At 45.3% G+C, this 23,635-nt stretch carries 20 protein-coding genes, 1 tRNA gene and 1 other RNA gene; 20 read left to right on the top strand and 2 right to left on the bottom strand.

Annotated elements, in window-relative coordinates; translation table 11 throughout:
• Positions 1-49 precede the first annotated feature (49 nt).
• From NSQ66_RS00880 to NSQ66_RS00905, 6 genes are all read left to right on the top strand, one after another.
• A complete protein-coding gene (locus NSQ66_RS00880; RefSeq protein WP_169744815.1) occupies positions 50-997 on the top strand; it encodes a YvcK family protein in 948 nt (315 codons plus the stop codon).
• A gap of 45 nt (positions 998-1,042) precedes the next feature.
• Positions 1,043-1,972, top strand: a complete 930-nt coding sequence (gene whiA / locus NSQ66_RS00885) for a DNA-binding protein WhiA (protein WP_036687104.1) — start codon at positions 1,043-1,045, stop codon at positions 1,970-1,972.
• 97 nt (positions 1,973-2,069) lie between these two features.
• A complete protein-coding gene (locus NSQ66_RS00890) occupies positions 2,070-2,339 on the top strand; it encodes an HPr family phosphocarrier protein (protein WP_036687106.1) in 270 nt (89 codons plus the stop codon).
• 168 nt (positions 2,340-2,507) lie between these two features.
• Complete coding sequence (locus NSQ66_RS00895) at positions 2,508-3,263, top strand: SIMPL domain-containing protein (RefSeq protein WP_036687108.1); 756 nt, start codon at positions 2,508-2,510, stop codon at positions 3,261-3,263.
• Between the two features lie 126 nt (positions 3,264-3,389).
• On the top strand, positions 3,390-4,493 hold the full coding sequence (locus NSQ66_RS00900; RefSeq protein WP_051491492.1) for a DUF4163 domain-containing protein: 1,104 nt from the start codon (positions 3,390-3,392) through the stop codon (positions 4,491-4,493).
• 111 nt (positions 4,494-4,604) lie between these two features.
• Positions 4,605-5,243 carry a GDSL-type esterase/lipase family protein gene (locus NSQ66_RS00905; RefSeq protein ID WP_036687110.1) on the top strand — a complete coding sequence of 213 codons (639 nt, stop codon included), beginning with the start codon at positions 4,605-4,607 and terminating at the stop codon, positions 5,241-5,243.
• 89 nt (positions 5,244-5,332) lie between these two features.
• On the opposite strand, the gene clpP is transcribed toward NSQ66_RS00905, so the two are convergent.
• Positions 5,333-5,929: an ATP-dependent Clp endopeptidase proteolytic subunit ClpP gene (clpP, locus tag NSQ66_RS00910; RefSeq protein WP_036687113.1), complete on the bottom strand. Its 597-nt coding sequence runs from the start codon at positions 5,927-5,929 to the stop codon at positions 5,333-5,335.
• 193 nt (positions 5,930-6,122) lie between these two features.
• Positions 6,123-6,197, bottom strand: a tRNA-Arg gene (locus tag NSQ66_RS00915).
• Between the two features lie 268 nt (positions 6,198-6,465).
• Here NSQ66_RS00915 and NSQ66_RS00920 point away from each other — a divergent pair.
• From NSQ66_RS00920 to NSQ66_RS00985, 14 genes are all read left to right on the top strand, one after another.
• A complete protein-coding gene (locus NSQ66_RS00920; RefSeq protein ID WP_036687118.1) occupies positions 6,466-7,518 on the top strand; it encodes a sugar-binding domain-containing protein in 1,053 nt (350 codons plus the stop codon).
• A 113-nt stretch (positions 7,519-7,631) separates the two neighbouring features.
• Complete coding sequence (gap, locus tag NSQ66_RS00925; protein WP_036687120.1) at positions 7,632-8,642, top strand: type I glyceraldehyde-3-phosphate dehydrogenase; 1,011 nt, start codon at positions 7,632-7,634, stop codon at positions 8,640-8,642.
• 116 nt (positions 8,643-8,758) lie between these two features.
• Positions 8,759-9,940, top strand: coding sequence for a phosphoglycerate kinase (locus NSQ66_RS00930; protein ID WP_036687122.1), 1,182 nt, complete (start codon positions 8,759-8,761; stop codon positions 9,938-9,940).
• 26 nt (positions 9,941-9,966) lie between these two features.
• Entirely contained in the window at positions 9,967-10,719 is a 753-nt protein-coding gene (gene tpiA, locus NSQ66_RS00935) for a triose-phosphate isomerase (protein WP_036687124.1), read from the top strand.
• A gap of 1 nt (position 10,720) precedes the next feature.
• Entirely contained in the window at positions 10,721-12,265 is a 1,545-nt protein-coding gene (gpmI, locus tag NSQ66_RS00940) for a 2,3-bisphosphoglycerate-independent phosphoglycerate mutase (protein WP_036687125.1), read from the top strand.
• Positions 12,266-12,338: 73 nt separating this feature from the next.
• On the top strand, positions 12,339-13,625 hold the full coding sequence (gene eno / locus NSQ66_RS00945) for a phosphopyruvate hydratase (RefSeq protein ID WP_036687130.1): 1,287 nt from the start codon (positions 12,339-12,341) through the stop codon (positions 13,623-13,625).
• A gap of 231 nt (positions 13,626-13,856) precedes the next feature.
• Positions 13,857-14,090 (top strand): preprotein translocase subunit SecG, encoded by a 234-nt coding sequence (secG, locus tag NSQ66_RS00950; RefSeq protein ID WP_036687153.1) that lies wholly within the window; start codon positions 13,857-13,859, stop codon positions 14,088-14,090.
• A 354-nt stretch (positions 14,091-14,444) separates the two neighbouring features.
• Complete coding sequence (rnr, locus tag NSQ66_RS00955; protein WP_076141454.1) at positions 14,445-17,312, top strand: ribonuclease R; 2,868 nt, start codon at positions 14,445-14,447, stop codon at positions 17,310-17,312.
• Between the two features lie 709 nt (positions 17,313-18,021).
• On the top strand, positions 18,022-18,501 hold the full coding sequence (gene smpB / locus NSQ66_RS00960) for an SsrA-binding protein SmpB (RefSeq protein ID WP_036687155.1): 480 nt from the start codon (positions 18,022-18,024) through the stop codon (positions 18,499-18,501).
• A gap of 201 nt (positions 18,502-18,702) precedes the next feature.
• Positions 18,703-19,067, top strand: a transfer-messenger RNA (tmRNA) gene (ssrA, locus tag NSQ66_RS00965).
• 296 nt (positions 19,068-19,363) lie between these two features.
• On the top strand, positions 19,364-19,726 hold the full coding sequence (locus NSQ66_RS00970; RefSeq protein WP_036687156.1) for a hypothetical protein: 363 nt from the start codon (positions 19,364-19,366) through the stop codon (positions 19,724-19,726).
• Positions 19,727-20,137: 411 nt separating this feature from the next.
• Positions 20,138-20,503 carry a hypothetical protein gene (locus NSQ66_RS00975; RefSeq protein WP_036687158.1) on the top strand — a complete coding sequence of 122 codons (366 nt, stop codon included), beginning with the start codon at positions 20,138-20,140 and terminating at the stop codon, positions 20,501-20,503.
• Positions 20,504-20,967: 464 nt separating this feature from the next.
• A complete protein-coding gene (locus NSQ66_RS00980; protein WP_170914217.1) occupies positions 20,968-22,275 on the top strand; it encodes an aminoacetone oxidase family FAD-binding enzyme in 1,308 nt (435 codons plus the stop codon).
• A 31-nt stretch (positions 22,276-22,306) separates the two neighbouring features.
• Positions 22,307-23,623, top strand: coding sequence for an NAD(P)/FAD-dependent oxidoreductase (locus NSQ66_RS00985; protein ID WP_076141445.1), 1,317 nt, complete (start codon positions 22,307-22,309; stop codon positions 23,621-23,623).
• The last annotated feature ends 12 nt before the right edge of the window (positions 23,624-23,635 follow it).

The raw sequence follows: 23,635 nt of genomic DNA on the forward strand, positions 1-23,635 counted from the left end.
AGGGGTCATAGTGGCTGAAGAACAAAGACAGCGTCCGCGTATCGTCGTTATGGGCGGTGGCACGGGGTTATCTGTCATGCTTCGTGGTTTAAAAGAGAAGCCATTAGATATTACTGCTATTGTTACCGTTGCCGATGATGGGGGAAGCTCTGGTATTTTACGCAGTGAACTGCAAATGCCTCCTCCTGGGGACATCCGCAACGTATTGACAGCTATGGCTGATGTTGAGCCGCTCATGGCAGAGATTATGAGATACCGTTTCAACACGGGTGAGGGACTAGCTGGTCATAGTCTCGGCAACTTGATTCTTGCTGCGCTCACGGATATATCCGGCGATTTCGTTACGGCTGTTCGGGAGCTTAGTCGATTATTCGCTGTTCGCGGGCGGGTATTGCCTGCGGCCGGTGAGGCTGTAATCCTGCATGCAGAAATGTCGGACGGCACGATTATCACAGGGGAGTCCAAAATCCCTGAAGCTGGCGGGATCATCAGACGAGTGTCCTTGGAGCCGCCAGATGTAGAACCGTTGCCCGAAGCGCTTGAGGCGATTCGGAATGCAGATGCGATCCTGCTGGGTCCTGGCAGTCTGTATACGAGCATTCTTCCCAACCTGCTTGTTCCGAAACTGGCAGAAGCGGTTGTATCTTCGAATGCTATCAAAATTTTCGTCTGCAACGTAATGACTCAGCCGGGTGAAACGGATAACTATACCGTCAGCGATCATCTTCAAGCTGTATATGATCATATCGGGATTGATTTATTCGATTATGTTATTGTTAATGACGGTGAGATTCCGGAACAGGTCCAGACGAAGTACGCCGAGAAGGGCGCGCGCCCGGTGCAGCTTGATAAAGAAGCGCTGGATGGCAATGGATACAAGGTTATAGCCGATAAACTGGTTTTATTCCGAACTTATTTGAGACATGATACCGATAAGCTTAGCCATCACATTTATCAGCTTGTGCAGGATTGGATAAACAGAAACCCTAGGGTATAACTTATAGATGAGAATGAAGTACTTATCAAGAAAGAGGTGAGACCCTTGTCTTTTGCGGCCCTTACCAAAAAAGAGCTGACGATGGTGGAGAGTGAACCCTGCTGCGAGAAGGCGGAAATGTCAGCGCTTATCCGTATGAATGGATCTGTGCAGCTTTCAAGCAAAAAGGTTATTCTCGACATTTCGACGGAGAACGCCGCGATTGCAAGGCGGGTATATTCTTTACTTAAGAAATATTACCAGGTCCATATTGAGCTACTCGTGCGTAAAAAAATGCGTTTGAAGAAAAATAACGTCTATATCGTCAGAATTCCAAACCGTGTACAAGAGATCCTAAAGGATCTTAGAATTGTGTCGGAAGGATTTATTTTTACCGATGGTATTGATGATGAGATTGTTGGGAATAACTGCTGCAAGCGTGCTTATTTGCGTGGTGCCTTTCTGGCTGGCGGATCGGTTAATAATCCGGAAGGCTCCTCCTACCATTTGGAGATTTCCTCGATGTATGAGGAACATTGTAAAGCATTAGTGGATCTGGCTGGGGAATTCCACTTAAATGCACGCTGCATTGAACGTAAAAAAGGATTCATTCTTTACATTAAAGAAGGCGAGAAGATCATTGAATTCTTAAGTTTGATTGGAGCGCATCAGGCGTTGTTCAAATTTGAGGATGTAAGAATTATGCGCGATATGCGTAATTCCGTGAATCGGATCGTGAACTGCGAGACCGCAAATCTCAACAAAACAATAAGTGCTGCGGTGCGGCAGATTGAGAATATCAAGCTGTTGCAGCGAGAAATGGGACTGGAGAATTTGCCGGATAAACTGCGTGAAGTAGCAGAAATTCGAATGGCGCATCCAGATATCAACCTCAAGGAGGTTGGTGAAATGCTCAAAGGTACAGTCAGTAAGTCGGGAGTAAATCATCGGCTTCGTAAGATTGATGAGCTGGCGGACAAGGTTCGAGGCGGCTAATTACTTTTTTTCTAGTGTGGTTTACGTTATAATGATATAATAATATAAAATTAATGTGAAACTTTTGGGGAGAACTCAATTAGGGGGTAAGCGTTTCATGACAAAGCACCCGGTAGTTGTTCGGTTGAAGACAGGGCTTCATGCCCGACCGGCAGCATTGTTTGTGCAAGAAGCTAACAAGTTTTCGTCGGAGATTTTCGTGGAAAAAGATGATAAAAAAGTAAATGCTAAAAGTATTATGGGGATTATGAGCCTCGCTATCAGTTCCGGCACGGAGATTTACATTAGCGCGGACGGTGCGGATGCCGATCAAGCTGTAAACGCTTTGACAAGTCTGGTCAGCAAAGAAGAGCTTGAGAACCAATAATAGGAAGACAACATCGTTTCTGCTAGGAAGACTTTATTTATCGCATGACCAAAAGCCCTTCGGGGCTTTTTTTAATACCAAAAAATAGATTGAGACGTGCAACATTTACCAAAATGACTCGTCTAGAGGATAATAACAAATCACAAGAAATGAAAGGGGCTGGCAAATATGAAAGGTTTATTGAAGAAAATTGGTTCAGTGATGATCGTAGGGAGCTTGTTAATTGGAGGGATCAGCATGAGTGGTGTTTTCCAAGGTCCTGCAAAGGCTTACGCAGATGAAGTGCAGAAAAATGTCGTTAGTGTAGTAGGTAAAGGCGAATTGTCCCTCAAGCCGGATATCGTATACTTGACCATCGGTGTGGATACTACGGCCACAACTGCGCAAGAAGCGCAGAAGACCAATGCCGCTAAAATTCAGAAGATTATGACTTTACTGAAGAATACTTGGAAAATTGCAGATAAAGATATTCAAAGCACGCAGTTTTATGTGCAACCCAATTATAGTTACAGCGAAAAAGAAGGACAGCAAGTGAAGGGGTACAACGCCAATCATACGCTGTTAGTGTCTTATAGAGATCTGACCAAGGTTGGTGAATTGCTGGACGCTGCATCTGCGGCAGGGGCGAATAATATCGGAAATGCACGTTTTTCTGTGGAAGATACTTCTGCATTTGAAGCTCAGGTGATTGAAAAAGCGATGGCGAATGCAGATGTTAAAGCAGGGGCTATTGCTAAGGCAGCTAAACGCAGCTTGGGTCAAGTGATCACGGTCAGCCAAAATGATGGCGATGTCACTCCGGTTTATTTTGAACAGAATCTAAAAATGAATATGGCTGCAGCAGATGCTGGTGCAAGCACATCCGTGCAACCCGGAGTAGTTAAAGTTACAACTCAGCTAAGCGTAATGTATGAATTGAAATAGTATCAGAACAAGGTGAATGCAGAGAGGAGAGGTGATCTTCCACTAGTAATAGTGGGGGGCGCCTCTTTTTTTGTGTAAGTTCTCTACGATTCTGTTTAATAAATTGGAAAGGAGAGGAAAAATAAGATGATGAATATTATTTCAAAAGAATCAGTACGCAAATGGGGCATAGGTCTGATGTCGGCAGGTTTATTGTTTGGTGGAGGTCTGCTGCCCAGCGAAACGGGTTATGCAGCAGCTAGTAAAACGGAGAATAAAGCTATTGATTCGCGTATCGTTTTAAAGGCAAACGGGATAAATTCGTTACAGGAAGGTATTTTGAAGGAAGGACAGGCCTGGATTCCCATAACTTTTATGCGAGATGTGTTGAGATTACCGCTTGCGTATGATAAGAAGGAAAATGCGTACATGATTGGAAAAGGATCGGCCACGGCGAAGTTGATGTTATCCAGTTACGGTACTTCTGTGTGGGTGAATAACTATTTCATTCGAGAGTATGAAGGGAAGTTAATTAATAATCGCCTCTACGTTCCATCAGGATTGTTAAATGATTATATGGGTTATAAGGTAGATTGGAGTCGGGCCGCCAGTAAGCTGAATGTGGTGAACAGACCGCAGAACGCGCTGACGGTAACCACGGAAACTTATGCTAAAGATCGGACAGAAGCTTTTATTCAGCTTGATTATCCGAAGATCAGTGGATTGGGCAATTCCAGTGCGCAACAAGCTATTAATAATACTTTGAAGGAAAGTGTTATGAAATTCGCGGCGGGTGCAGAACAGGATATCTCCGATCGAGATGGAGCAGAGCCCAAATACACCTATGATTCAGGTTATGTAGTGACCTACAATCAGAATGGTGTGATCAGCATAGTGATGCATCAGTATAGTGATACGGGCGGCGCTCATGGAATGACTAACCGTGAGGCATTCACCTTCTCGCTTAAAGATGGTAAACGTCTATTGTTGGGCGACCTGTTTGGAGCTAATCCAAACTACAAAAAACAGCTGAATGCTAAGCTGAGCAAGCTGCTGAAGGCAGAGGATAGTTATTTGGGAGGATTCAACGGATTGAATACGGAGAAATATTTCTATCTGAAGGATGACAAGGTTGTTCTGTTCTTCCAATTATATGAGTACACAGCGTATGCTGCAGGCTTCCCTGAGTATACCTTTAGTTTCAAAGAGCTTTTGCCGGATGACAGCAGCCCGTTTGCTGGCATGAAATAAATGGAGATACCTCGTCTCCGCTAATGTCAGCACAAGGCATCTCCCCCTTACCGGAGTTGTCTCTAGTTCATATGCTAAAGGGAGTAACTAGTTTATGAACGGGGGAGAGCTATGGGCTACCAATATACTGCAATTGGCGATTCCTTGACGACTGGATTTGGTGCTCTGCCAGGTAACGGTTTTGTTCCGGTGTACCGTAGAATGGCAGAAGGGAGACTGCGGACTACTGTAGCCTCTACGAATTTAGGCGTGAACGGAATGACTACTTCAGAGCTGGAGCAGCGGCTGCGCGGAAATTCCATGATGCGTGAGGCCGTTCGAGAAGCCGATATCATCACTGTGTCTATCGGTGGTAATGATTTGATTCACGCGGCCAAATCAGCAGCAAGACAGCAAGGGAACTTATCCGCAGAACTGCGCAGATCGCTTCAGGAATGCAAACAAAATTTCTCTGCAATTATGAATATCCTTATACAATTGAAGGCGAGGACGCGTAGACCTTTTATCATTAGAATTGTGGGATTATATAATCCCTATCCTCAGGTGGTTGGTGCGACAGAGTGGGTCAGACAGTTTAATCAATACGCAGCACAGTACAGCAGCCGAGTCTGTGGATTTGCTTCGATTTACAGTGAGTTCGCAGGAAATGAGAGAGGGCTGTTATCCATTGATCATTTGCATCCGAATGGCCGGGGTTATCGCGTAATTGCCGAGAAGCTGGATGCACTAGGTTATGGCGGGCTGAATTGATTGGATTTAGGTCTTCTATAAAATATAAAGAGGCTGTGCCCTATCCGTTATGGTTAGAGCACAGCCTCTTTATATTTTTACTTTATAGCTTACACACCGCTAGGCAATGTCTTCTCGATTACTTTATCTACGATACCGTATTCAGCCGCGTCTGCAGCAGTCATGAAGTAGTCGCGATCTGTATCCTTCTCAATACGTTCTAGAGGTTGACCCGTACGTTCTGCTAGAATACGGTTCAGCTTATCGCGCAATTTGAGGATGCGGCGGGCACGGATTTCAATGTCCGTTGCTTGACCTTGAGCACCACCCAGAGGCTGGTGGATCATGATCTCGCTGTTAGGCAGTGCGAAGCGTTTGCCTTTGGCGCCAGCGTTTAGCAGGAAAGCTCCCATGGAAGCTGCCATACCCACACAGATGGTGGAAACGTCTGGTTTAATGTACTGCATTGTATCAAAAATAGCCATACCTGCAGTAATGGAACCGCCTGGGCTATTCACGTAAAGGTGAATGTCCTTGTCAGGATCTTCGGCAGCCAAGAACAGCATTTGTGCGATGATAGAATTGGCTACCACGTCATTAACCTCCGTTCCAAGGAAAATGATGCGGTCCTTCAGCAGGCGGGAATAGATGTCATAAGCGCGCTCGCCGCGGTTGCTCTGTTCTACTACCATAGGAATATAACTCACGTGGAAAACCTCCTTGATATTGGTTCTTCAAATGTATTCATTTTTACTCTTGCCGTATTACCCACATGATAAACAAATTCAAACAAAAAGTCAAAGAAAGTCAAACTTATATTCGAAAAAAAGAGCCGACAAGCGGCTCTTTGGTTAAGTAGTAGTATAGGCACTACTAAATTATGTGCAAAAATCAAATTAATGGCGCGCCCGCCAAGAATCGAACTTGGATCTCAGGCTTCGGAGGCCTACGTCATATCCATTGGACCACGGGCGCAACAAAAATGATTATAATACAATTTTTACACAATTGCAATGTAATATTAATACTGGACAAGCGCTCTAGGGGCAGGCATCGGGTGCTATATCTTTTTCTGACCTTATTAATGTATAAGAAGACAAGTGCTTGAGAATTCTACTCTCGGAAGACTTGCGCTTCGAGCAATATTTGGTTAGAATATGGGTGGGACTTAAAAAGTTTACCCGGGACGTTTTGAGACCATGAACAAGGGAATAGAGGAAGACGAAGTTGCAGGAGTGAAAGTATGCGTAATTTATTAGATATCCAAAAGCAGCTTCTGCCTGATCTCATGGAAACCCTTAAGAGACGGTACACGATTCTTCATCAGATCATGCTGTCCGATATTATTGGGCGCAGAACGCTAGCCGCTTCGCTAGATATGACTGAGCGGGTACTGCGTGCCGAGACGGATCTTCTGAAATCGCAAGGGCTTATTGAGATCGAGAGTGTTGGCATGCGCATTAGCGCTGCTGGACGTAGACTGCTTGATTTGCTAGAGCCGGTTGTTAAGAGCCTATTTGGTCTGGATGAGCTGGAAGAGAAAATTCGAGCAACGTATGGTCTGGATAAAGTTATTGTAGTACCGGGTGATTGTGAGTCATCGCCGTTCACCAAACGAGAGCTTGGCCGGGCGGGTGCGAAAGCGCTGCTGAGTATACTTCGCGCAGATGATACAGTTGCCGTCACAGGTGGATCGACGCTTGCCGATATGGCTGATCAACTGACACCGCCGTTGTCCCTTTCCTATAAGAACGCTTGGTTTGTTCCGGCGCGTGGAGGATTAGGAGAGAGTATGGAGATTCAAGCCAACACGATTGCCTCAACAATGGCAAAGCGGGTTGGAGCCAACTACCGGTTGTTGCATGTCCCTGATTTGCTTAGTGGGGATGCATACCAATCGCTGGCACTTGACTCTAATATTGGAGAGATTGTACAAACCATCCGCAGTTCGCGTATTATTGTACATGGGATTGGGGATGCCATTGAAATGACCCGCCGCCGCAAACTGGACGAGGCTACAGTCTCGGAAATCCAGGGTGAAGGGGCAGTGGCCGAATCTTTTGGCTATTATTTCAATGAAGAGGGTCAGGTTGTCCATACCATGCTTACGATGGGTCTACGTCTAGAAGATATTATTCGGACAGAGAAAGTCATCGGTATTGCAGGAGGCAAACCCAAGGCCAAAGCCATTCATGCCATGCTGCGTTTCGGGCAGGAGAATATTCTCGTCACGGACGAGGCTGCCGCAGTAGAAATAGGCAAGGAAATTGACAATCAACTACAGCTATCTTCGTAGTTTTTAGATTGCAGGCAATAACATACTTCTTGCATCATACTTAACATTGTTGTCATGACAGACCTCACCGTCTGTTTTGAATAAATAAAACGAATTCTAGGAGGAACTATTCAATGAGTGTAAAAGTTGGAATTAACGGTTTTGGACGTATTGGACGCCTTGCTTTCCGCCGTATTCAAAATGTAGAAGGTATCGAAGTGGTAGCAATCAACGATTTGACTGACGCTAAGATGCTTGCTCATTTGCTTAAATATGATACAACTCAAGGTAAATTCCAAGGTGATGTTGAAGTGCATGATGGCTTCTTCAAAGTCAATGGTAAAGAAGTTAAGGTTCTTGCTAACCGCAACCCTGAAGAATTGCCATGGGGCGACCTAGGCGTTGATATCGTACTTGAGTGCACAGGTTTCTTCACAACTAAAGAAGCAGCTGAAAAACACTTGAAAGGTGGAGCTAAGAAAGTAGTTATCTCCGCTCCAGCTACTGGCGACATGAAAACTGTCGTTTACAACGTTAACGATGACATTCTTGATGGTACTGAGACTGTTATTTCCGGCGCATCTTGCACAACTAACTGCCTAGCTCCAATGGCAAAAGTACTGAACGACAAGTTCGGTATCGTTGAAGGCTTGATGACTACAATTCATGCTTACACTGGCGACCAAAACACTTTGGATGCTCCACATGCTAAAGGTGACTTCAGACGCGCTCGTGCAGCAGCTGAGAACATCATTCCTAACACTACTGGTGCTGCTAAAGCAATCGGTCTGGTTATTCCAGAACTTAAAGGTAAATTGGATGGTGCAGCTCAACGTGTTCCAGTTGCAACTGGTTCCCTGACTGAGCTTGTAACTGTTCTTGATAAGAGCGTTACTGTTGAAGAAATCAACGCAGCAATGAAAGCAGCTTCCGATCCAGACACTTATGGTTACACTGAAGATGAAATCGTATCTTCTGACATCAAAGGTATGACTTTCGGATCCCTGTTCGATGCTACACAAACTAAAGTATTGACTGTTGGCGACAAACAACTGGTTAAAACTGTTGCTTGGTATGACAATGAAATGTCCTACACTGCACAATTGGTTCGTACTTTGGAGAAATTCGCTAAAATCGCTAAGTAATTGACTTGATATAAGCAACATCTATAGAGCGGAAACAGAAATTCCTTGTTTCCGCTCTTTCTAAATGTATTTCTTGTTTCCTGCTAGAAACAATTTTGGGTGTGGAGGAATTAATCATGAACAAAAAAAGCGTCCGTGATGTAGAAGTAAAGGGTAAGCGCGTATTTGTACGCGTGGATTTCAACGTACCTGTAGAAGACGGTAAAATTACTGATGATACTCGTATTCGCGAAACACTTCCAACCATTAAATATTTGATCGAGAACGGTGCAAAGATCATTCTTGCGAGTCATATGGGTCGTCCTAAAGGCGAATTCGTAGATTCCATGCGTTTGACTACTGCTGCTGAACGTCTGTCCGAGCTTCTTGGCAAACCAGTAGCTAAAGCTGACGAAGCAATTGGCGAAGCTGTAAAAGCAAAAATCGCTGAGCTAGGCGAAGGCGACGTACTTGTACTTGAAAATGTTCGCTTCTACCCAGGTGAAGAGAAAAACGATCCTGAACTGGCTAAACAATTCGCTGAACTGGCTGATTTGTTTGTTAATGATGCGTTTGGCGCGGCTCACCGTGCACATGCATCGACAGAAGGTATCGCTCATTTCCTGCCGGCTGTATCCGGTCTTTTGATGGAGAAAGAATTGTCCGTTCTTGGTAAAGCTCTTTCTAACCCAGAACGTCCTTTCACTGCGATCATCGGGGGTTCGAAAGTTAAAGACAAGATTGATGTTATTGATAACTTGTTGTCTTTGGCTGATAACGTCCTGATCGGCGGTGGATTGTCTTATACATTCACTAAAGCACAAGGCTTTGAAATCGGTAAATCACTAGTAGACAACGACAAACTTGACGTTGCTCTTGGATTCATCGAAAAAGCAAAAGCACTTGGTAAAAACTTCATGCTTCCTGTTGATGTTGTTGTTGCTGATAAATTTGGTGCTGACGCTAACACTAAGATCGTTGATTACAATGAAATCCCAGAAGGTTGGGAAGGACTTGATATCGGACCTAAGACTCGTGAACTTTATGCCGATATTATCAAGAACTCCAAGCTGGTTGTCTGGAATGGACCTATGGGCGTATTCGAAATCGATAAATTCGCTGAAGGTACACTTGCAGTAGCAAAAGCTTGTGCAACTACTGAAGGTTACACTGTTATTGGTGGCGGAGATTCCGCAGCAGCAGCAGAGAAATTCCACCTGGCTGATCAAATGGATCATATCTCCACTGGTGGCGGTGCATCCCTTGAGTTCATGGAAGGCAAGGCGCTTCCTGGCGTAGAAGCACTGAACGATAAGTAAGACCTAAGAAGGAGGCAACATAAGTCATGAGAACACCTATTATTGCAGGTAACTGGAAAATGTTCAAAACAGTTCCTGAAGCAGAAAGCTTTATTGCTGAAATTAAAGGCAAAGCAGAAGTAGAAGGCGTTGAGACTGTAATCTGCGCTCCATTTACTAACCTGCCTGCACTTGTAGCAGCTGCAAAAGGTACTAACATCAAGATTGGTGCACAAAACCTACACTTTGAAGATAACGGTGCTTACACAGGCGAGATCAGTGGTGTAATGCTAAGTGATCTTGGTGTGGACTATGTTATCATTGGCCACTCTGAGCGTCGTGCTTATTTTGGCGAAACGGATGAAATCGTGAATAAGAAAATGCATGCTGCATTCCGTCACGGAATTACTCCTATCGTATGTGTTGGCGAAAAGCTCGAAGAGCGTGAAGCTGATCAAACTAAAGCAGTATGTAAAGTACAAACTGAAGCTGCATTCCAAGGTCTTAGTGCCGAGCAAGCAGCAAAAGTTGTTATTGCATACGAACCTATCTGGGCTATTGGCACAGGTAAATCTTCCACTTCCCAAGATGCTAACGAAGTTATTGCTTACATCCGCAGTCTTGTAAAAGATCTGTATGATGCAGCAACAGCTGAAGCTGTTCGTATTCAATACGGCGGCAGCGTGAAGCCTGAGAATGTAACTGAGTACATGGGCCAAAGCGACATCGATGGTGCGCTTGTTGGCGGTGCCAGCTTACAACCGGATTCCTTCGTTCAATTGGTTGAGGGGGCGAAGTAAGATGTCAGCTCCAAAACCCGTAGCTTTGATCATCATGGATGGTTTTGGTTTGCGTGGAACGACAGAAGGTAATGCCGTTGCTCAAGCCAACAAACCTAACTATGACCGTTACCTGAAACAATATCCTAACACTACACTCACTGCTTGCGGTGAAGCTGTAGGCCTTCCGGAAGGGCAAATGGGCAATTCCGAAGTAGGGCATTTGAATATTGGTGCAGGCCGGATCGTTTATCAGGATTTGACTCGTATCGATAAATCGATCCGCGAGGGCGAGTTCTTCGATAACGAAACCCTGGTTAGTGCAGTGAGAAATGCTAAGAACACTGGCAAAAAGCTTCACCTATATGCGCTTGTATCCGACGGAGGGGTACATAGCCATATTAACCACCTGTTTGCTATGCTTGACCTGGCTAAAAAAGAAGATATGCATGAAGTGTATATCCATGCTTTTATGGACGGCCGTGACGTAGCTCCTGATAGTGGGAAGAAGTTTGTCCAAGATCTAGTAGCTAAAATCGAAGAGGTTGGCGTGGGTACAATTGCAACGGTGTCCGGACGTTATTACGCAATGGATCGTGATAAACGTTGGGAACGTGTAGAGAAAGCCTACCGTGCTATGGTTTATGGTGAAGGCCCTAAATACACGGATGCTGTGCAAGCCATCACTTCATCTTATGAAAACTCGGTATTTGATGAATTCGTTGAACCTAGTGTAATTGTAGACAGTGAAGGCAAACCTGTAACGGCAGTAGAGAGCGGCGATTCCGTCGTGTTCCTCAACTTCCGTCCTGACCGTGCTATTCAATTGTCACAAGTGTTCACGAATCAAGATTTCCGCGGTTTCGACCGTGGTCCTTTGTTCCCGCAAAACCTGCACTTCGTATGCCTAACTACTTTCAGCGAAACGGTACAAGGTTATGTAGCCTACTCACCGAAGAACCTGGATAACACATTGGGTGAAGTGCTTGTTCAACAAAACAAGAAGCAACTGCGCATCGCGGAAACTGAAAAATATCCGCATGTAACCTTCTTCTTCAGCGGTGGACGTGACGAGGAGCTTCCTGGGGAAACCCGGATCTTAATCAACTCTCCTAAAGTGGCAACCTATGATCTTCAACCTGAGATGAGCGCATACGAAGTGGCTGCAGCCTGCGTAGCGGAAATCGAAGCGGAAAGACAGGATGCTATCATTCTTAACTTTGCCAATCCTGATATGGTTGGACACTCCGGCATGCTGGAACCAACAATCAAGGCTGTAGAAGTGACGGATGAGTGTGTGGGTAAAGTAGTGGATGCGGTTGTTGCCAAAGGTGGCGTTGCAATTATTATCGCTGACCATGGTAATGCAGATATGGTATTTGACGAGAACGGTCGCCCGTTCACAGCTCATACAACCAATCCTGTTCCGTTCATCGTGACTACTGAGAATGTTGTATTGCGTGAATCCGGTATTCTTGCAGACGTAGCACCAACAATCCTAGATTTGATGGGACTTCCTCAACCTGCGGAAATGACCGGACAATCCATGATTGCTAGCCGTAAGTAAGGTAAGGTATAACGCCTTTGATTTTAAGCTATACAAGTAAGACCAAAACAATGTTAAAAGGAGATTAACTTACATGACTATTATTTCTGATGTATATGCTCGCGAAGTCCTTGACTCCCGTGGTAACCCTACAGTAGAGGTTGACGTTTATCTGGAATCCGGTGCTAAAGGCCGCGCTATCGTTCCTTCCGGCGCTTCCACTGGTGCTCACGAAGCTGTAGAACTTCGTGATGGCGACAAATCCCGTTACATGGGTAAAGGCGTTCTGAAAGCTGTTGAGAACGTAAATGAAATCATCGCTCCAGAAGTTATCGGTATGGACGCTCTTGACCAAGTGGGCATCGACAAATTGATGATTACTTTGGACGGAACTCCTAACAAAGGTAAATTGGGCGCTAACGCAATCCTAGCTGTATCCATGGCAGTAGCTCGTGCAGCTGCAGCAGCTTTGGATATTCCTTTGTACGTATACCTGGGCGGATTCAACGCTAAAACTCTTCCAGTACCAATGATGAACATCATCAATGGTGGTGAGCATGCGGATAACAACATCGACGTTCAAGAGTTCATGGTTCTTCCTGTAGGAGCTCCAAGCTTCAAAGAAGCTCTTCGCACAGGTGCTGAAATCTTCCACAACTTGAAATCCGTACTTCAATCCAAAGGCCTGAACACAGCTGTTGGTGACGAAGGTGGTTTCGCACCGAACCTTGGTTCGAATGAAGAAGCAATCACTACAATCATCGAAGCTATTGAAAAAGCTGGTTACAAACCAGGTGTTGACGTATTCTTGGGTATGGACGTTGCTTCCACTGAGTTCTACAAAGACGGTAAATACACCCTTGCTGGCGAAGGTAAATCTTACACTTCCGCTGAGTATGTTGACCTTCTTGCTTCATGGGTTGAAAAATATCCTATCATCACAATCGAAGACGGTATGTCCGAAGACGACTGGGATGGCTGGAAATTGCTTACTGAAAAATTGGGCGACAAAGTCCAATTGGTTGGTGACGACTTGTTCGTAACTAACACTGAGCGTCTTGCAACAGGTATCGAAAAAGGTATCGGTAACTCCATCTTGGTTAAGGTTAACCAAATTGGTACATTGACTGAAACTTTTGATGCTATCGAAATGGCTAAACGTGCTGGTTACACAGCAGTTATCTCCCACCGTTCCGGTGAATCCGAAGATAGCACAATCGCTGACATCGCTGTTGCGACTAATGCTGGTCAAATCAAAACAGGTGCTCCTTCCCGTACAGACCGTGTTGCTAAATACAACCAATTGCTTCGCATCGAAGATGAGTTGGGTGAATTGGCTCAATACAACGGCCTGAAATCCTTCTACAACCTCAAAAGATAATCTGCTTTTATAGCAGACTTCTAAGACCCGCCGTTATGGTGGGTCTTTTTTATGATTTGAAGAAGATAGACTTCAATAGGTTTATCCTTATCTTGCAAGAAAAGCTACGACTTAACAGTCTAAGCTGTTGTATTACCGACAGCGCTATGATAAAATAAGAATACTGTTTATGTATCGTGATAACCTAAATTACCATAGATAGTGATGCTTAGGCGTAGGAGGTGGAAGTGAATGGATATCTTTTTGAAAGTTGTGCTCCTGATTTTTTCCGTCGGTCTTATTGCGGTCGTTCTTCTGCAAAAGGGGAAAAGCGCGGGTCTTTCCGGTGCCATCTCTGGCGGTGCTGAGCATCTCTTTGGTAAAACAAAAGCTCGTGGTATGGAGCTCGTACTACAACGTGTAACTGTTGGACTTGCTGCTGGTTTCTTTATCATGGCGATTCTAGCTGCAGTTCTAATCGACTAAAAGATCTACCGTAAGCCCTCGCTCTGTTCTAAATGGAATAGAGCGGAGGCTTTTTTGTTATATTAAAAGGAGTTAAAAAGCACCTAAGGGTGCTTTTCTTTTCATATTCGCAAAGAAAAAGGCTGGATCGATAGGAAGTAAACCTGCAGTCGGCATGGATGTATTTCAGCATTTAAAGGAAATTTTGTACTGTGTTAACCTTTGGATGACAGTAACAGGGATGCGCAGGATTGATTTCGTGTATACTAGGGTATGAAGTAGTAAAGGTAAAATTTACTTGGCATTACTGCATGGCAGGACAAGATATACATATTTGCCAGCGGCTTGAAGCCGCGGAGGGCTGGGGTGACGAACATGATAACACAAGAAATATTACTCGATTTCATGCGGGAAACTGCATATAAACCAATGACTTATGAAGAGCTGGTGAGTCATTTTGCTCTAGAGGATAGCGAGGGGTTTAAAAAGTTCGAGGAACTGCTGATTGAATTAGAGCAGGATGGAAGAATTGTATTAACCCGTACTGCACGTTATGGCGTGCCAGAACGGATGGATTTGCTGCGTGGACGTTTACAAGCACATGCGAAGGGTTTTGCTTTTCTAATCCCGGATGATCGTGATCATCCTGACGTATATATCCATGCAAATGATCTTAAGGGAGCTATGAATGGCGATATCGTTCTGATTCGTATTACCTCTAAAAGTCCGTCCGGCGGACGTATGGAAGGCGAAGTAGTACGTATTGTAAAACGTGGCGTGTTGCAGACGGTAGGTATATTTCAGAACCTGGAGACCTATGGTTTCGTGCTGCCTGATGATAAGCGGATTAATCGTGATATTTTTATTCCGAAGCAATCCTTTAAAGGTGCTGTTGATGGTCAAAAGGTCGTTGTGCGTATTGTGAGTTATCCGGAAGGCCGAGCAGCGGCAGAAGGTGAAATTATTGAGATTCTCGGACATAAGGATGATCCGGGTGTTGATATTCTTTCCATTATCCGCAAACATCAATTACCTGAGGCATTTCCAGCTGAAGTACTGGATGAAGCCGATAGCGCTCCTGATTCAATTACAGAAGAGGAGATTGCGGAGCAAGGAAGACGCGACCTGCGCGGACTGAACATTGTTACGATTGATGGCGAAGATGCTAAGGATTTGGATGATGCGGTAAACGTACAGCGCTTGGAGAATGGACATTACAAGCTGGGCGTCCATATAGCAGACGTAGGTTATTATGTGCGTGAAGGCTCTGAGCTGGATAAAGAAGCCTATGATCGCGGTTGTAGTGTGTATTTAGTAGACCGGGTTATTCCGATGCTGCCGCACCGTCTATCGAACGGAATTTGCAGCTTGAATCCACAGGTAGACCGGTTAACAATGTCCTGTGAAATGGAGTTTAACGAGCAAATGAAGGTTGTGAAGCACGATGTCTTTACGAGCGTGATTCGCACCAAAGAGAGAATGACTTACTCCAATGTTCGTAAAATTCTCGAAGACGAAGATCCAGAGCTGCTGGAACGTTATAGTCCACTGATTGACGATTTCCACCTCATGAAAGAATTGGCGATGAAGCTGCGCGATGCGCGGATGCGCCGGGGTGCGGTTGATTTTGATTTTGAAGAGAGCAAAATCATCGTGGATGAGAACGGCAAGGCTGTAGATATCGTGAAGCGTGAACGTTCTGTAGCGGAACAGATTATCGAGGAGTTTATGCTGGCGGCAAATGAAACAGTTGCTGAGCATTTCCACTGGTTGAAGGTTCCGTTCCTTTACCGGATTCACGAAGATCCAGACCCAGAGAAGCTGCAGAATTTCATGGCTTTTGCGGCCAACTTCGGATATCACGTGAAGGGCCGTGGCAATTCGGTTCATCCACGTGCTTTGCAGGATCTGTTGGAGCAAATCCAAGGCACAAAGGAGCAAACGGTCATCAGTACGATGATGCTGCGTTCCATGAAGCAGGCAAAGTATGATTCAGAGAGCACGGGCCATTTCGGACTGGCTGCGGAATATTATTCTCACTTTACTTCTCCAATTCGCCGGTACCCCGATCTGGTCATTCACCGCGTAATGCGTGAAGTGATTGAGAATGGAGGGGCACTGACCCAGAAGCGGCATGATTATTTGTCTAGCCGGATGCCTGACATTGCTCAGCAGTCTTCGGAACGCGAGCGTGTGGCGGTAGAAGCTGAACGCGATACGGAGCAACTGAAGAAAGCAGAATACATGCAGGATAAAGTAGGCGAGGAATTCGAGGCTATGGTCAGCAGTGTGACCAGCTTCGGAATGTTCATCGAGCTGGATAATACCGTCGAAGGTCTTATTCGTCTCAGTGCAATGAGCGACGATTATTATCACTTCGACGAAGGTCATATGGCGCTCATTGGCGAGCGCACATCGCGTGTGTTCCGCATTGGTGACGAGGTGAAGATCCGAGTCGCCAAAGTAAATATGGATGACCACACGATCGATTTCGAGTTGGTCGACATGAAGCCACGCGCGCCAGGCGAGCACCGCGGTGGTGGCTTTGCGGGCGGCCGCGGAGGCAAGGGCGGCCGTTCGGGCGGCGGCTTCATTAAGCCGGCCGGGGGCAAAGGCGCCGCGGGCAAGGGACGCGGCGGTAAAGGCAAGCCGGGCGGCGCTGCTGCAGGCGTGGGCAAGGGCAAGCCGGGCGCAGGTGTGCGCGCCGGTGATGTACCGCGCGAAGCGGCCGGTGTTGGCGCAGCGGGCGGACGCGGTAAGCGGAAGCGCGGGCGCGAGGCCGGCGAGGATGCGAGCCGGGTAGTTGCTGCGCCGGGCGCAGAGCGCGGAGGCGAAGCCGGCGGCAACGCAGGCGCGCCGCGTGAGCGCAGCGGCGGGCGAGGCCGCGGCGGAGACACCGGCGGTGCCGGTGGTGGACGCGGCATCAGCTTCGGCTTTGGCTCCGGCAAAGGCGGATACGGCGCTCCTGCGTCCGACTCCTCCGGCGGCGAAGCGCGGGGCGTGGACGGCAGCACGAAGTTCCGCAGCCGCGAGGATCGCGGGGGTAACTTTGGCGGTGGAGAAGGCCGTAACGGCGCTCCTACAGGCAAAGGCCGCCGCAAAAAGAAAACCAAGGGCGGGGTGTTCATCGGCCAGTCCGTGACACCAGGCAATGTAGAGACATCTGAGCAAGTCACTTCTAAACGAAGTGACAATAATGGCGGCGTTCCAGAAGGAGCACCACGTAAGCGTAAAAAGAAATAAATGACGGTTATACGCTGCATAACTCTATAACGATACTAAGCACCGTCCCTCCTGTGGCGGTGCTTTTTAACTAACTAATCATCAACATGGTTAATTGCATTATGTGCAGTTAAATTTGGGTTATGTAGTAAAAGTGGTAGCTAATTGCATTTTGTACATCTAAATCTGATCAGTTACCCATAATTGGTCCGATTTCGCTTTTTTAGCTGCAGAAAGTGCAACTAATTAGTTTTTTGGCGGTGATAAGGCTTAAATAGTTGCACGAAATACATTTATATAGAAAAACGTAGGTGATAGCAAGTGAATAGGTAGAGGATAGGATAGGTACAGTATAGGATTGCACAGTATAGGTAAAAGCAGCACTATTTGAATAGGCGTCGAATAGATGTATATCCAAGAAGAGGGAAGCGGATAATTGAGAACAAATAGGTAATAAGTAAATAGGGTAGATGGATATAGATATGTGGAGATTAGTGGAAAAACTCCAGATCAACTCAGCTTAATGCTTTTTTGTAACAAATGCTAGATATTGGGTAATGTTACTGACAACTCTATGACAAATTAGGTGAAGTATATTTGGTTGAAGGTTCCTTGCGCTCACTTGATTCCATTTGTTACAATATAGATCAGACGTTCGATGGCTGTGTCGTTTAAGATTAGACAGACATGGTTACTTTAACTTATGAATATGATTCAAGGAGTGATTCTCATGGGTAAAAAAGCAGACGGGAAAGTACTTGCCCAGAACAAGAAAGCTTCCCATGATTATTTTATCGAGGATACTTATGAAGCTGGCTTGGTGCTGACGGGTACAGAGATCAAGTCGCTGCGTAATGGCCGCGCTAATATTGGAGATGCTTTTGCTACGATCCGTAATGGCGAGATTCAGATTCACAACATGCATATCAGTCCTTTTGAACAAGGTAACCGTGCCAATCCTACCGATCCCACACGCACACGTAAATTGTTAATGCATAAGGAGCAAATTCATAAACTGCTGGGCTTGTCCAAGCGAGATGGGTTTACGATTGTGCCACTTAAGATTTATGTGCGGAATGGCTATGCGAAGCTGCTGATTGGTCTTGGTAAAGGTAAAAAAGAGTATGACAAACGTGACTCGGCTGCCAAGCGAGATGCTCAACGTGATATCCAGCGTGTACTGCGTGATAAGCAAAAGATCGCCAGATAATCTGGGAGAACTAGACGATTCAAATGAGTTCCAGTTTCAACCTTCAATTCCTTTAACCCACGTGTTAAAGTGTTGATAAATGTGCTATACTGAGTAAGTAAGTTAGTTATTGCTTCGTTACAGTTTTCTTGAATAAGAAGCTGTAGATTGGATCTCTCTTGCTTGGAAGATCCGCTTGATCCGAAGCGCCCTTTTTAATGAGGGGCCGTTCTTGGATTCGACGGGGGTAGTTCGAGCATGAGTAGCGAGTAGTGGGGACGCGTCCGCTTCATCAACGCTAAAGCCTATTAAACGGCAAACAACAAAACAACTACGCTTTCGCAGCCTAAGAAACTGTGTGCGTGCTTCTACTCTGCATCGCCCATGTGACAGGGATAGGGGCTAACAAATAGTGGGATACGCTGTCTCATCTCCGCCTGCGGTGAGCTGAAGAAGACAATCAGGCTGACCCAACGTATAGCCGGTTACGGGGCGATACTCGGGTGACATCAAAACTGTGACTACACTCGTAGAAGCTTATGTGCCGTTATCTTCGGACAGGGGTTCGACTCCCCTCGGCTCCATATGGAGTTTTAGAAAAAGCGACCTTTAGGGGTCGCTTTTTTGTATCCTCATAATTAAAGTTAGGCAATGCTTTTTAATGATTTCAGCCAATTTCACATGTGTACTTGTGGTTTATCATGTCTACTATGAGGTCTCGGAATGTTTGGTATGCATATTTTTAAACTGCAAAAGATTTCTCTACCACCACGAATACCATCCGCATGAGGATGGTTCCCATACTATGGTTAACGGTACCCTTTTGCAAAGTTTCTTTGTTATAATTATTATAATAAATCTCTTCATTGGCTGGTGATTATGAATGAGTGAGAAATTTTGGTTAGTAGTACAGTATCCTCTAAAAAGTGAAAAAGGAAGCCAACGTGATAACTGGTTAAGAGATAAAGTCATGGAATACCTGGACATATCTCTAGTAGATACTAACTTAGGTTGTGTTGATGGCTTTGATATGGGTAAATGCATTTCCGACCCGAAAAAATATGCTCTTAATATATTTTGTATCATTACGGAAGAAGAACGGAGTATAGCCTTGATAAAGAGAGTGTTAAGAGATAGCAGGCTTGATTATACTCGTATAAAAATTGCTACAATGCCCTATGGAAAAGAAGAAACATATAGTCTTAAATTTTCCTATAAAAAGGGTGTTACCGATTTTTCGCTATAGCACAGTTTTGAGTTTAGAATTACAACTACACCGTAAACAATTTTCTGGTGGGAGTCATGAATTTTGTGACATCAAAACTGTAACTACACTACATTAGTAGAAGCTTATGTGCCGTTATCTTCGGACAGGGGTTTGACTTCCCTCGGCTCCATAAGCAAAAAACCGCTGAGATAGCGGTTTTTTGCTGTTTAGTGATTGAATTGTAGACCGAATGCAGACAATGAATTATGGGGAACTAATATATTCATTTTTGTAGACATGTTGTCTACGTCTAAAATTAGATCATTCACTTTGAAGTTAATAATTAGTGGCACATTTTCCGAAACTACATCTATAAGAGCTCGAACTGATATAAGATTAGATTATGGCATTAAGCACTCAAAAGCAAAAACATTCGGAGGAATTACTATTATGAGTTTTACTATTGATTATGTTAAAAATAAAAACAGAATTATTGTAACATCGGACGGTATGGAAGTTGAGGATGCCTTTGCGTACGCAGAACAATTTCCGAAAGTACTGAAGAAAACTAAGCGAGGGTTTACAGGTATGACTGTAATTACTGGTGGCCTGGTATTTAAGCAAGAGGTGATGGCAATTCTTGCTCCAACTGGTGAAGATGCTGTGAAAGCTGGAATCTCTACAAAACATAAATGGGTGTATGTTGCGCCTACCGCGTTCTACAAAACGCAAATGAATCGTATGTTTAAAGATATTGCAAACTTGTACGAATCGATAGAAGAAGCTGAAGCGTATCTTGATTCCGCAGGGAATTAGCAACTTCTAAAAATTAAAAGGATCCAGCCATCATCTGTAGCGCCAAAGGTACTTTCTGCGTATTGAAGAAGCACTGTGAAGAACCGGTATATTCAGGATTAACTTATATAATTGGATCACTATACTAAGGAGTTATTCCTATGATCAGTCTCCTTAATCAGAATGACTCATCAAAAAGTGGTTAGAATGCTTCTAGGGAACATCAAAACTGTAACTACACTCGTAGAAGCTTATGTGCCGTTATCTTTGGATAGGGGTTCGACTCCTAGGCTCTATTTGAAACCCGCTGATAAAGCGGTTTTTTTCTTGTTTATGGACTAAATTGCAGTCAAGGGATAAAAGGCTAACCTAAGATGTGATGAGTACATAAGGAGATAAATGAAAACCAGTACACTTATGCTATAATTTAATAAAGTGCTTCTGTGCTTTTAGAAAAATTGGAATAAAGGATGCATTGATCAACCATGTATGAGAATCAGACTTCTATGCACCACAAGCTGTTTATTATCGGCGCAGGTGCTGCTGGATTAATGGCCGCTGTTACCGCGCGGGATATGGGTATCGATACTGCCATTCTGGAGAGTAACGACCGGATTGGAAAGAAAATATTAATGACAGGTGATGGGCGCTGCAACATTACAAATGAATCCACTGCAACGGGTACAGATGAAGCAATCGCTTTATCGCGCAAGTATCACAGTAATCAGGCCGGATTTCCACTTGCGGTATTGCAGCAATTTGGCATCCGTCAGACCATTGATTTTTTCTCCTTTCTCGGGCTTCCGCTTACAAGATTGAAGGATGGCTTGATGTACCCGATGTCGCTGCAGGCAGCAGCGGTGCTGGATATTTTCCAGCTTGCGCTGGAGGATCGGAATGTTCCGGTGTACCTCAATAACAAAGTGTTGGATGTTACTGTTTCGAAGAATCATCCGCGCTTCAAGATAAAATGCCAAACGGAGACAGAGGAGGAGGTTGTTTATACTAGCGACTATCTACTTCTATCTGCGGGTGGCCTTGCCGGTCCAAATGCGGGAAAAGAACCTCCTGGGTATACACTTGCTGAACGTCTGGGACACACCCTGATTGAGCCTTTACCGGCCATTGTGCAACTGAAGCTGCAATATCCGAATATGAGAGCACTGTCCACTATCAAATCTCAGGGACAAGCTCATATTATTGTAAACGGTAAAGTCATCGGCAGTGAACAGGGCGAAATTGCCTTTACGGACTATGGTATTACTGGTCCGCCAATTCTCCAGCTAAGCAGGAAGGCTGCGTATCATCTTGCAAGAGGAGAACAGGTGAAATTATCGGTGGATCTGATGCCTGGCCGCAAGGAGGAAGAGTTAGTTGAGTTTTTAGAAAGGCTCTGGGAGACTTTTGGACACCGGACGGTTGCAGATTCTCTCGTTGGCATCTTTAACAAGAAGCTTGTTACGATCCTACTCAAGGAGACCGGCTTAGATCAGCAGCCACAGCTGCTTTGCCAGGCTCTGTCGTTGAAAACTAAGGAGAAATTTTATCGAATCTTGAAGCGCTGGGAATTTAAAGTGACGGATACCAATGGCTTTACGAATGCACAAGTGACAGCTGGCGGCATCGATACGTCGGAAATAATCGAAGGAACGCTGGAATCCAAGCTAGTACCTGGGCTTTATTTGGCTGGCGAAGTGATGGATGTGGACGGAGACTTCGGCGGCTATAACCTACAATGGGCCTGGAGTTCCGGATATGTGGCCGCCATGGCGCTAGCTAAGTCAATTCAATAAATTTATTAGGAAAAGGGATGCATCAATTAACATGTATAAGGATCAGACTTCTAAGCACCACGAGCTGTTCATTATCGGTGGGGGTGCTGCAGGTCTAATGGCTGCAGTTACAGCGAGGGATCAAGGTATTGATACAGCAATTATTGAAAGCAATGACCGGCTGGGGAAGAAAATAATAACGACGGGTAACGGGCGTTGCAACATTACGAACCAATCCACCGCCACCGGTACGGATGAAGCGGCCGCTTTATCACGCAAGTATCACAGTAATCAGGAAGGATTCCCAATACATGTATTGCGGCAATTCGGTGTCCGCCAAACGATCGAATTTTTCTCCTCGCTCGGGCTTCCTTTTGTAAGCTTGGAGAATGGCCGGATGTATCCGATGTCGCTGCAGGCGGCTTCGGTGCCGGGTGTATTTAAGCTGGCGCTGGAGGATCGGAATGTTCCCGTATATTATAAACATAAAGTGTTGGATGTTACCGTTTCGGCGGGACATCCGCGGTTCGCGATAACCTGCCAGACGGAGACAGAGGAACAGGTTGTGTATACCAGCGACTATCTTTTTCTATGTGCAGGCGGCCTTACCGCTCCCAAAACGGGAACGGACGGCTCCGGTTATATGCTTGTCCAACGTCTGGGGCACACCTTGATCAACCCGGTGCCAGGTATTGTACAATTGAAGCTGGATTATCCGTATTTGAAGGAACTATCGGGCATCAAATTTGAGGGAGAGGCCCATGTTATCGTAAACAATGAAGTCATCCGCACTGAGTCTGGTGAGATTCTTTTTACGGACTATGGTATTTCGGGCCCGCCCATACTTCAGCTCAGCAGAAAGGCTGCGTATAATCTCGGAATAGGAGAATCGGTGACATTGTCGGTTGATTTAATGCCGGAGCGCACGGAGGAAGAGTTAATTGATTTTCTGGAGATCCACTGGGGGATCTTCGGACACCGGACGGTTGCCGATTCCCTTATAGGTATCGTCAGCAAGAAACTGATTCCAGTTCTGCTGAAGGAGGCTGGAATTGATCAACAGTTGCACCTGCTTTGTCAGGATCTTTCGTGGAAAACAAAAAAAATATTTTATAAAATCTTGAAGCGTTGGGAATTTAAAGTGACCGATACCAATAGCTTTACTAATGCACAAACAACAGCTGGTGGCATCGATACGACGGAGCTAACCGAAGGAACGTTGGAATCTAAGTTAGTCCCTGGACTGTATTTGGCAGGTGAGGTGATGGATGTCGATGGAGATTGCGGCGGCTATAACCTGCAATGGGCCTGGAGCTCCGGCTATGCCGCCGCGATGGCGCTTGCTGATCGACGTGCTAGCACCACGTAAGGGGGCAGATGG

The organism is Paenibacillus sp. FSL H3-0329 (assembly GCF_037963285.1).
GTDB classification, from domain to species: domain Bacteria; phylum Bacillota; class Bacilli; order Paenibacillales; family Paenibacillaceae; genus Paenibacillus_AQ; species Paenibacillus_AQ odorifer.

What these genes read in the sequence shown, in the direction of transcription:
- rnr (WP_076141454.1), top strand. Translation starts at nt 14,445, where the DNA reads ATGATAACACAAGAAATATTACTCGATTTCATGCGGGAAACTGCATAT.
- NSQ66_RS00900 (WP_051491492.1), top strand. Translation starts at nt 3,390, where the DNA reads ATGATGAATATTATTTCAAAAGAATCAGTACGCAAATGGGGCATAGGT.
- NSQ66_RS00970 (WP_036687156.1), top strand. Translation starts at nt 19,364, where the DNA reads ATGAGTGAGAAATTTTGGTTAGTAGTACAGTATCCTCTAAAAAGTGAA.
- eno (WP_036687130.1), top strand. Translation starts at nt 12,339, where the DNA reads ATGACTATTATTTCTGATGTATATGCTCGCGAAGTCCTTGACTCCCGT.
- gap (WP_036687120.1), top strand. Translation starts at nt 7,632, where the DNA reads ATGAGTGTAAAAGTTGGAATTAACGGTTTTGGACGTATTGGACGCCTT.
- smpB (WP_036687155.1), top strand. Translation starts at nt 18,022, where the DNA reads ATGGGTAAAAAAGCAGACGGGAAAGTACTTGCCCAGAACAAGAAAGCT.
- NSQ66_RS00890 (WP_036687106.1), top strand. Translation starts at nt 2,070, where the DNA reads ATGACAAAGCACCCGGTAGTTGTTCGGTTGAAGACAGGGCTTCATGCC.
- NSQ66_RS00905 (WP_036687110.1), top strand. Translation starts at nt 4,605, where the DNA reads ATGGGCTACCAATATACTGCAATTGGCGATTCCTTGACGACTGGATTT.
- secG (WP_036687153.1), top strand. Translation starts at nt 13,857, where the DNA reads ATGGATATCTTTTTGAAAGTTGTGCTCCTGATTTTTTCCGTCGGTCTT.
- NSQ66_RS00930 (WP_036687122.1), top strand. Translation starts at nt 8,759, where the DNA reads ATGAACAAAAAAAGCGTCCGTGATGTAGAAGTAAAGGGTAAGCGCGTA.
- NSQ66_RS00895 (WP_036687108.1), top strand. Translation starts at nt 2,508, where the DNA reads ATGAAAGGTTTATTGAAGAAAATTGGTTCAGTGATGATCGTAGGGAGC.
- tpiA (WP_036687124.1), top strand. Translation starts at nt 9,967, where the DNA reads ATGAGAACACCTATTATTGCAGGTAACTGGAAAATGTTCAAAACAGTT.
- NSQ66_RS00985 (WP_076141445.1), top strand. Translation starts at nt 22,307, where the DNA reads ATGTATAAGGATCAGACTTCTAAGCACCACGAGCTGTTCATTATCGGT.
- NSQ66_RS00975 (WP_036687158.1), top strand. Translation starts at nt 20,138, where the DNA reads ATGAGTTTTACTATTGATTATGTTAAAAATAAAAACAGAATTATTGTA.
- NSQ66_RS00880 (WP_169744815.1), top strand. Translation starts at nt 50, where the DNA reads ATGGGCGGTGGCACGGGGTTATCTGTCATGCTTCGTGGTTTAAAAGAG.
- NSQ66_RS00980 (WP_170914217.1), top strand. Translation starts at nt 20,968, where the DNA reads ATGTATGAGAATCAGACTTCTATGCACCACAAGCTGTTTATTATCGGC.
- gpmI (WP_036687125.1), top strand. Translation starts at nt 10,721, where the DNA reads ATGTCAGCTCCAAAACCCGTAGCTTTGATCATCATGGATGGTTTTGGT.
- NSQ66_RS00920 (WP_036687118.1), top strand. Translation starts at nt 6,466, where the DNA reads ATGCGTAATTTATTAGATATCCAAAAGCAGCTTCTGCCTGATCTCATG.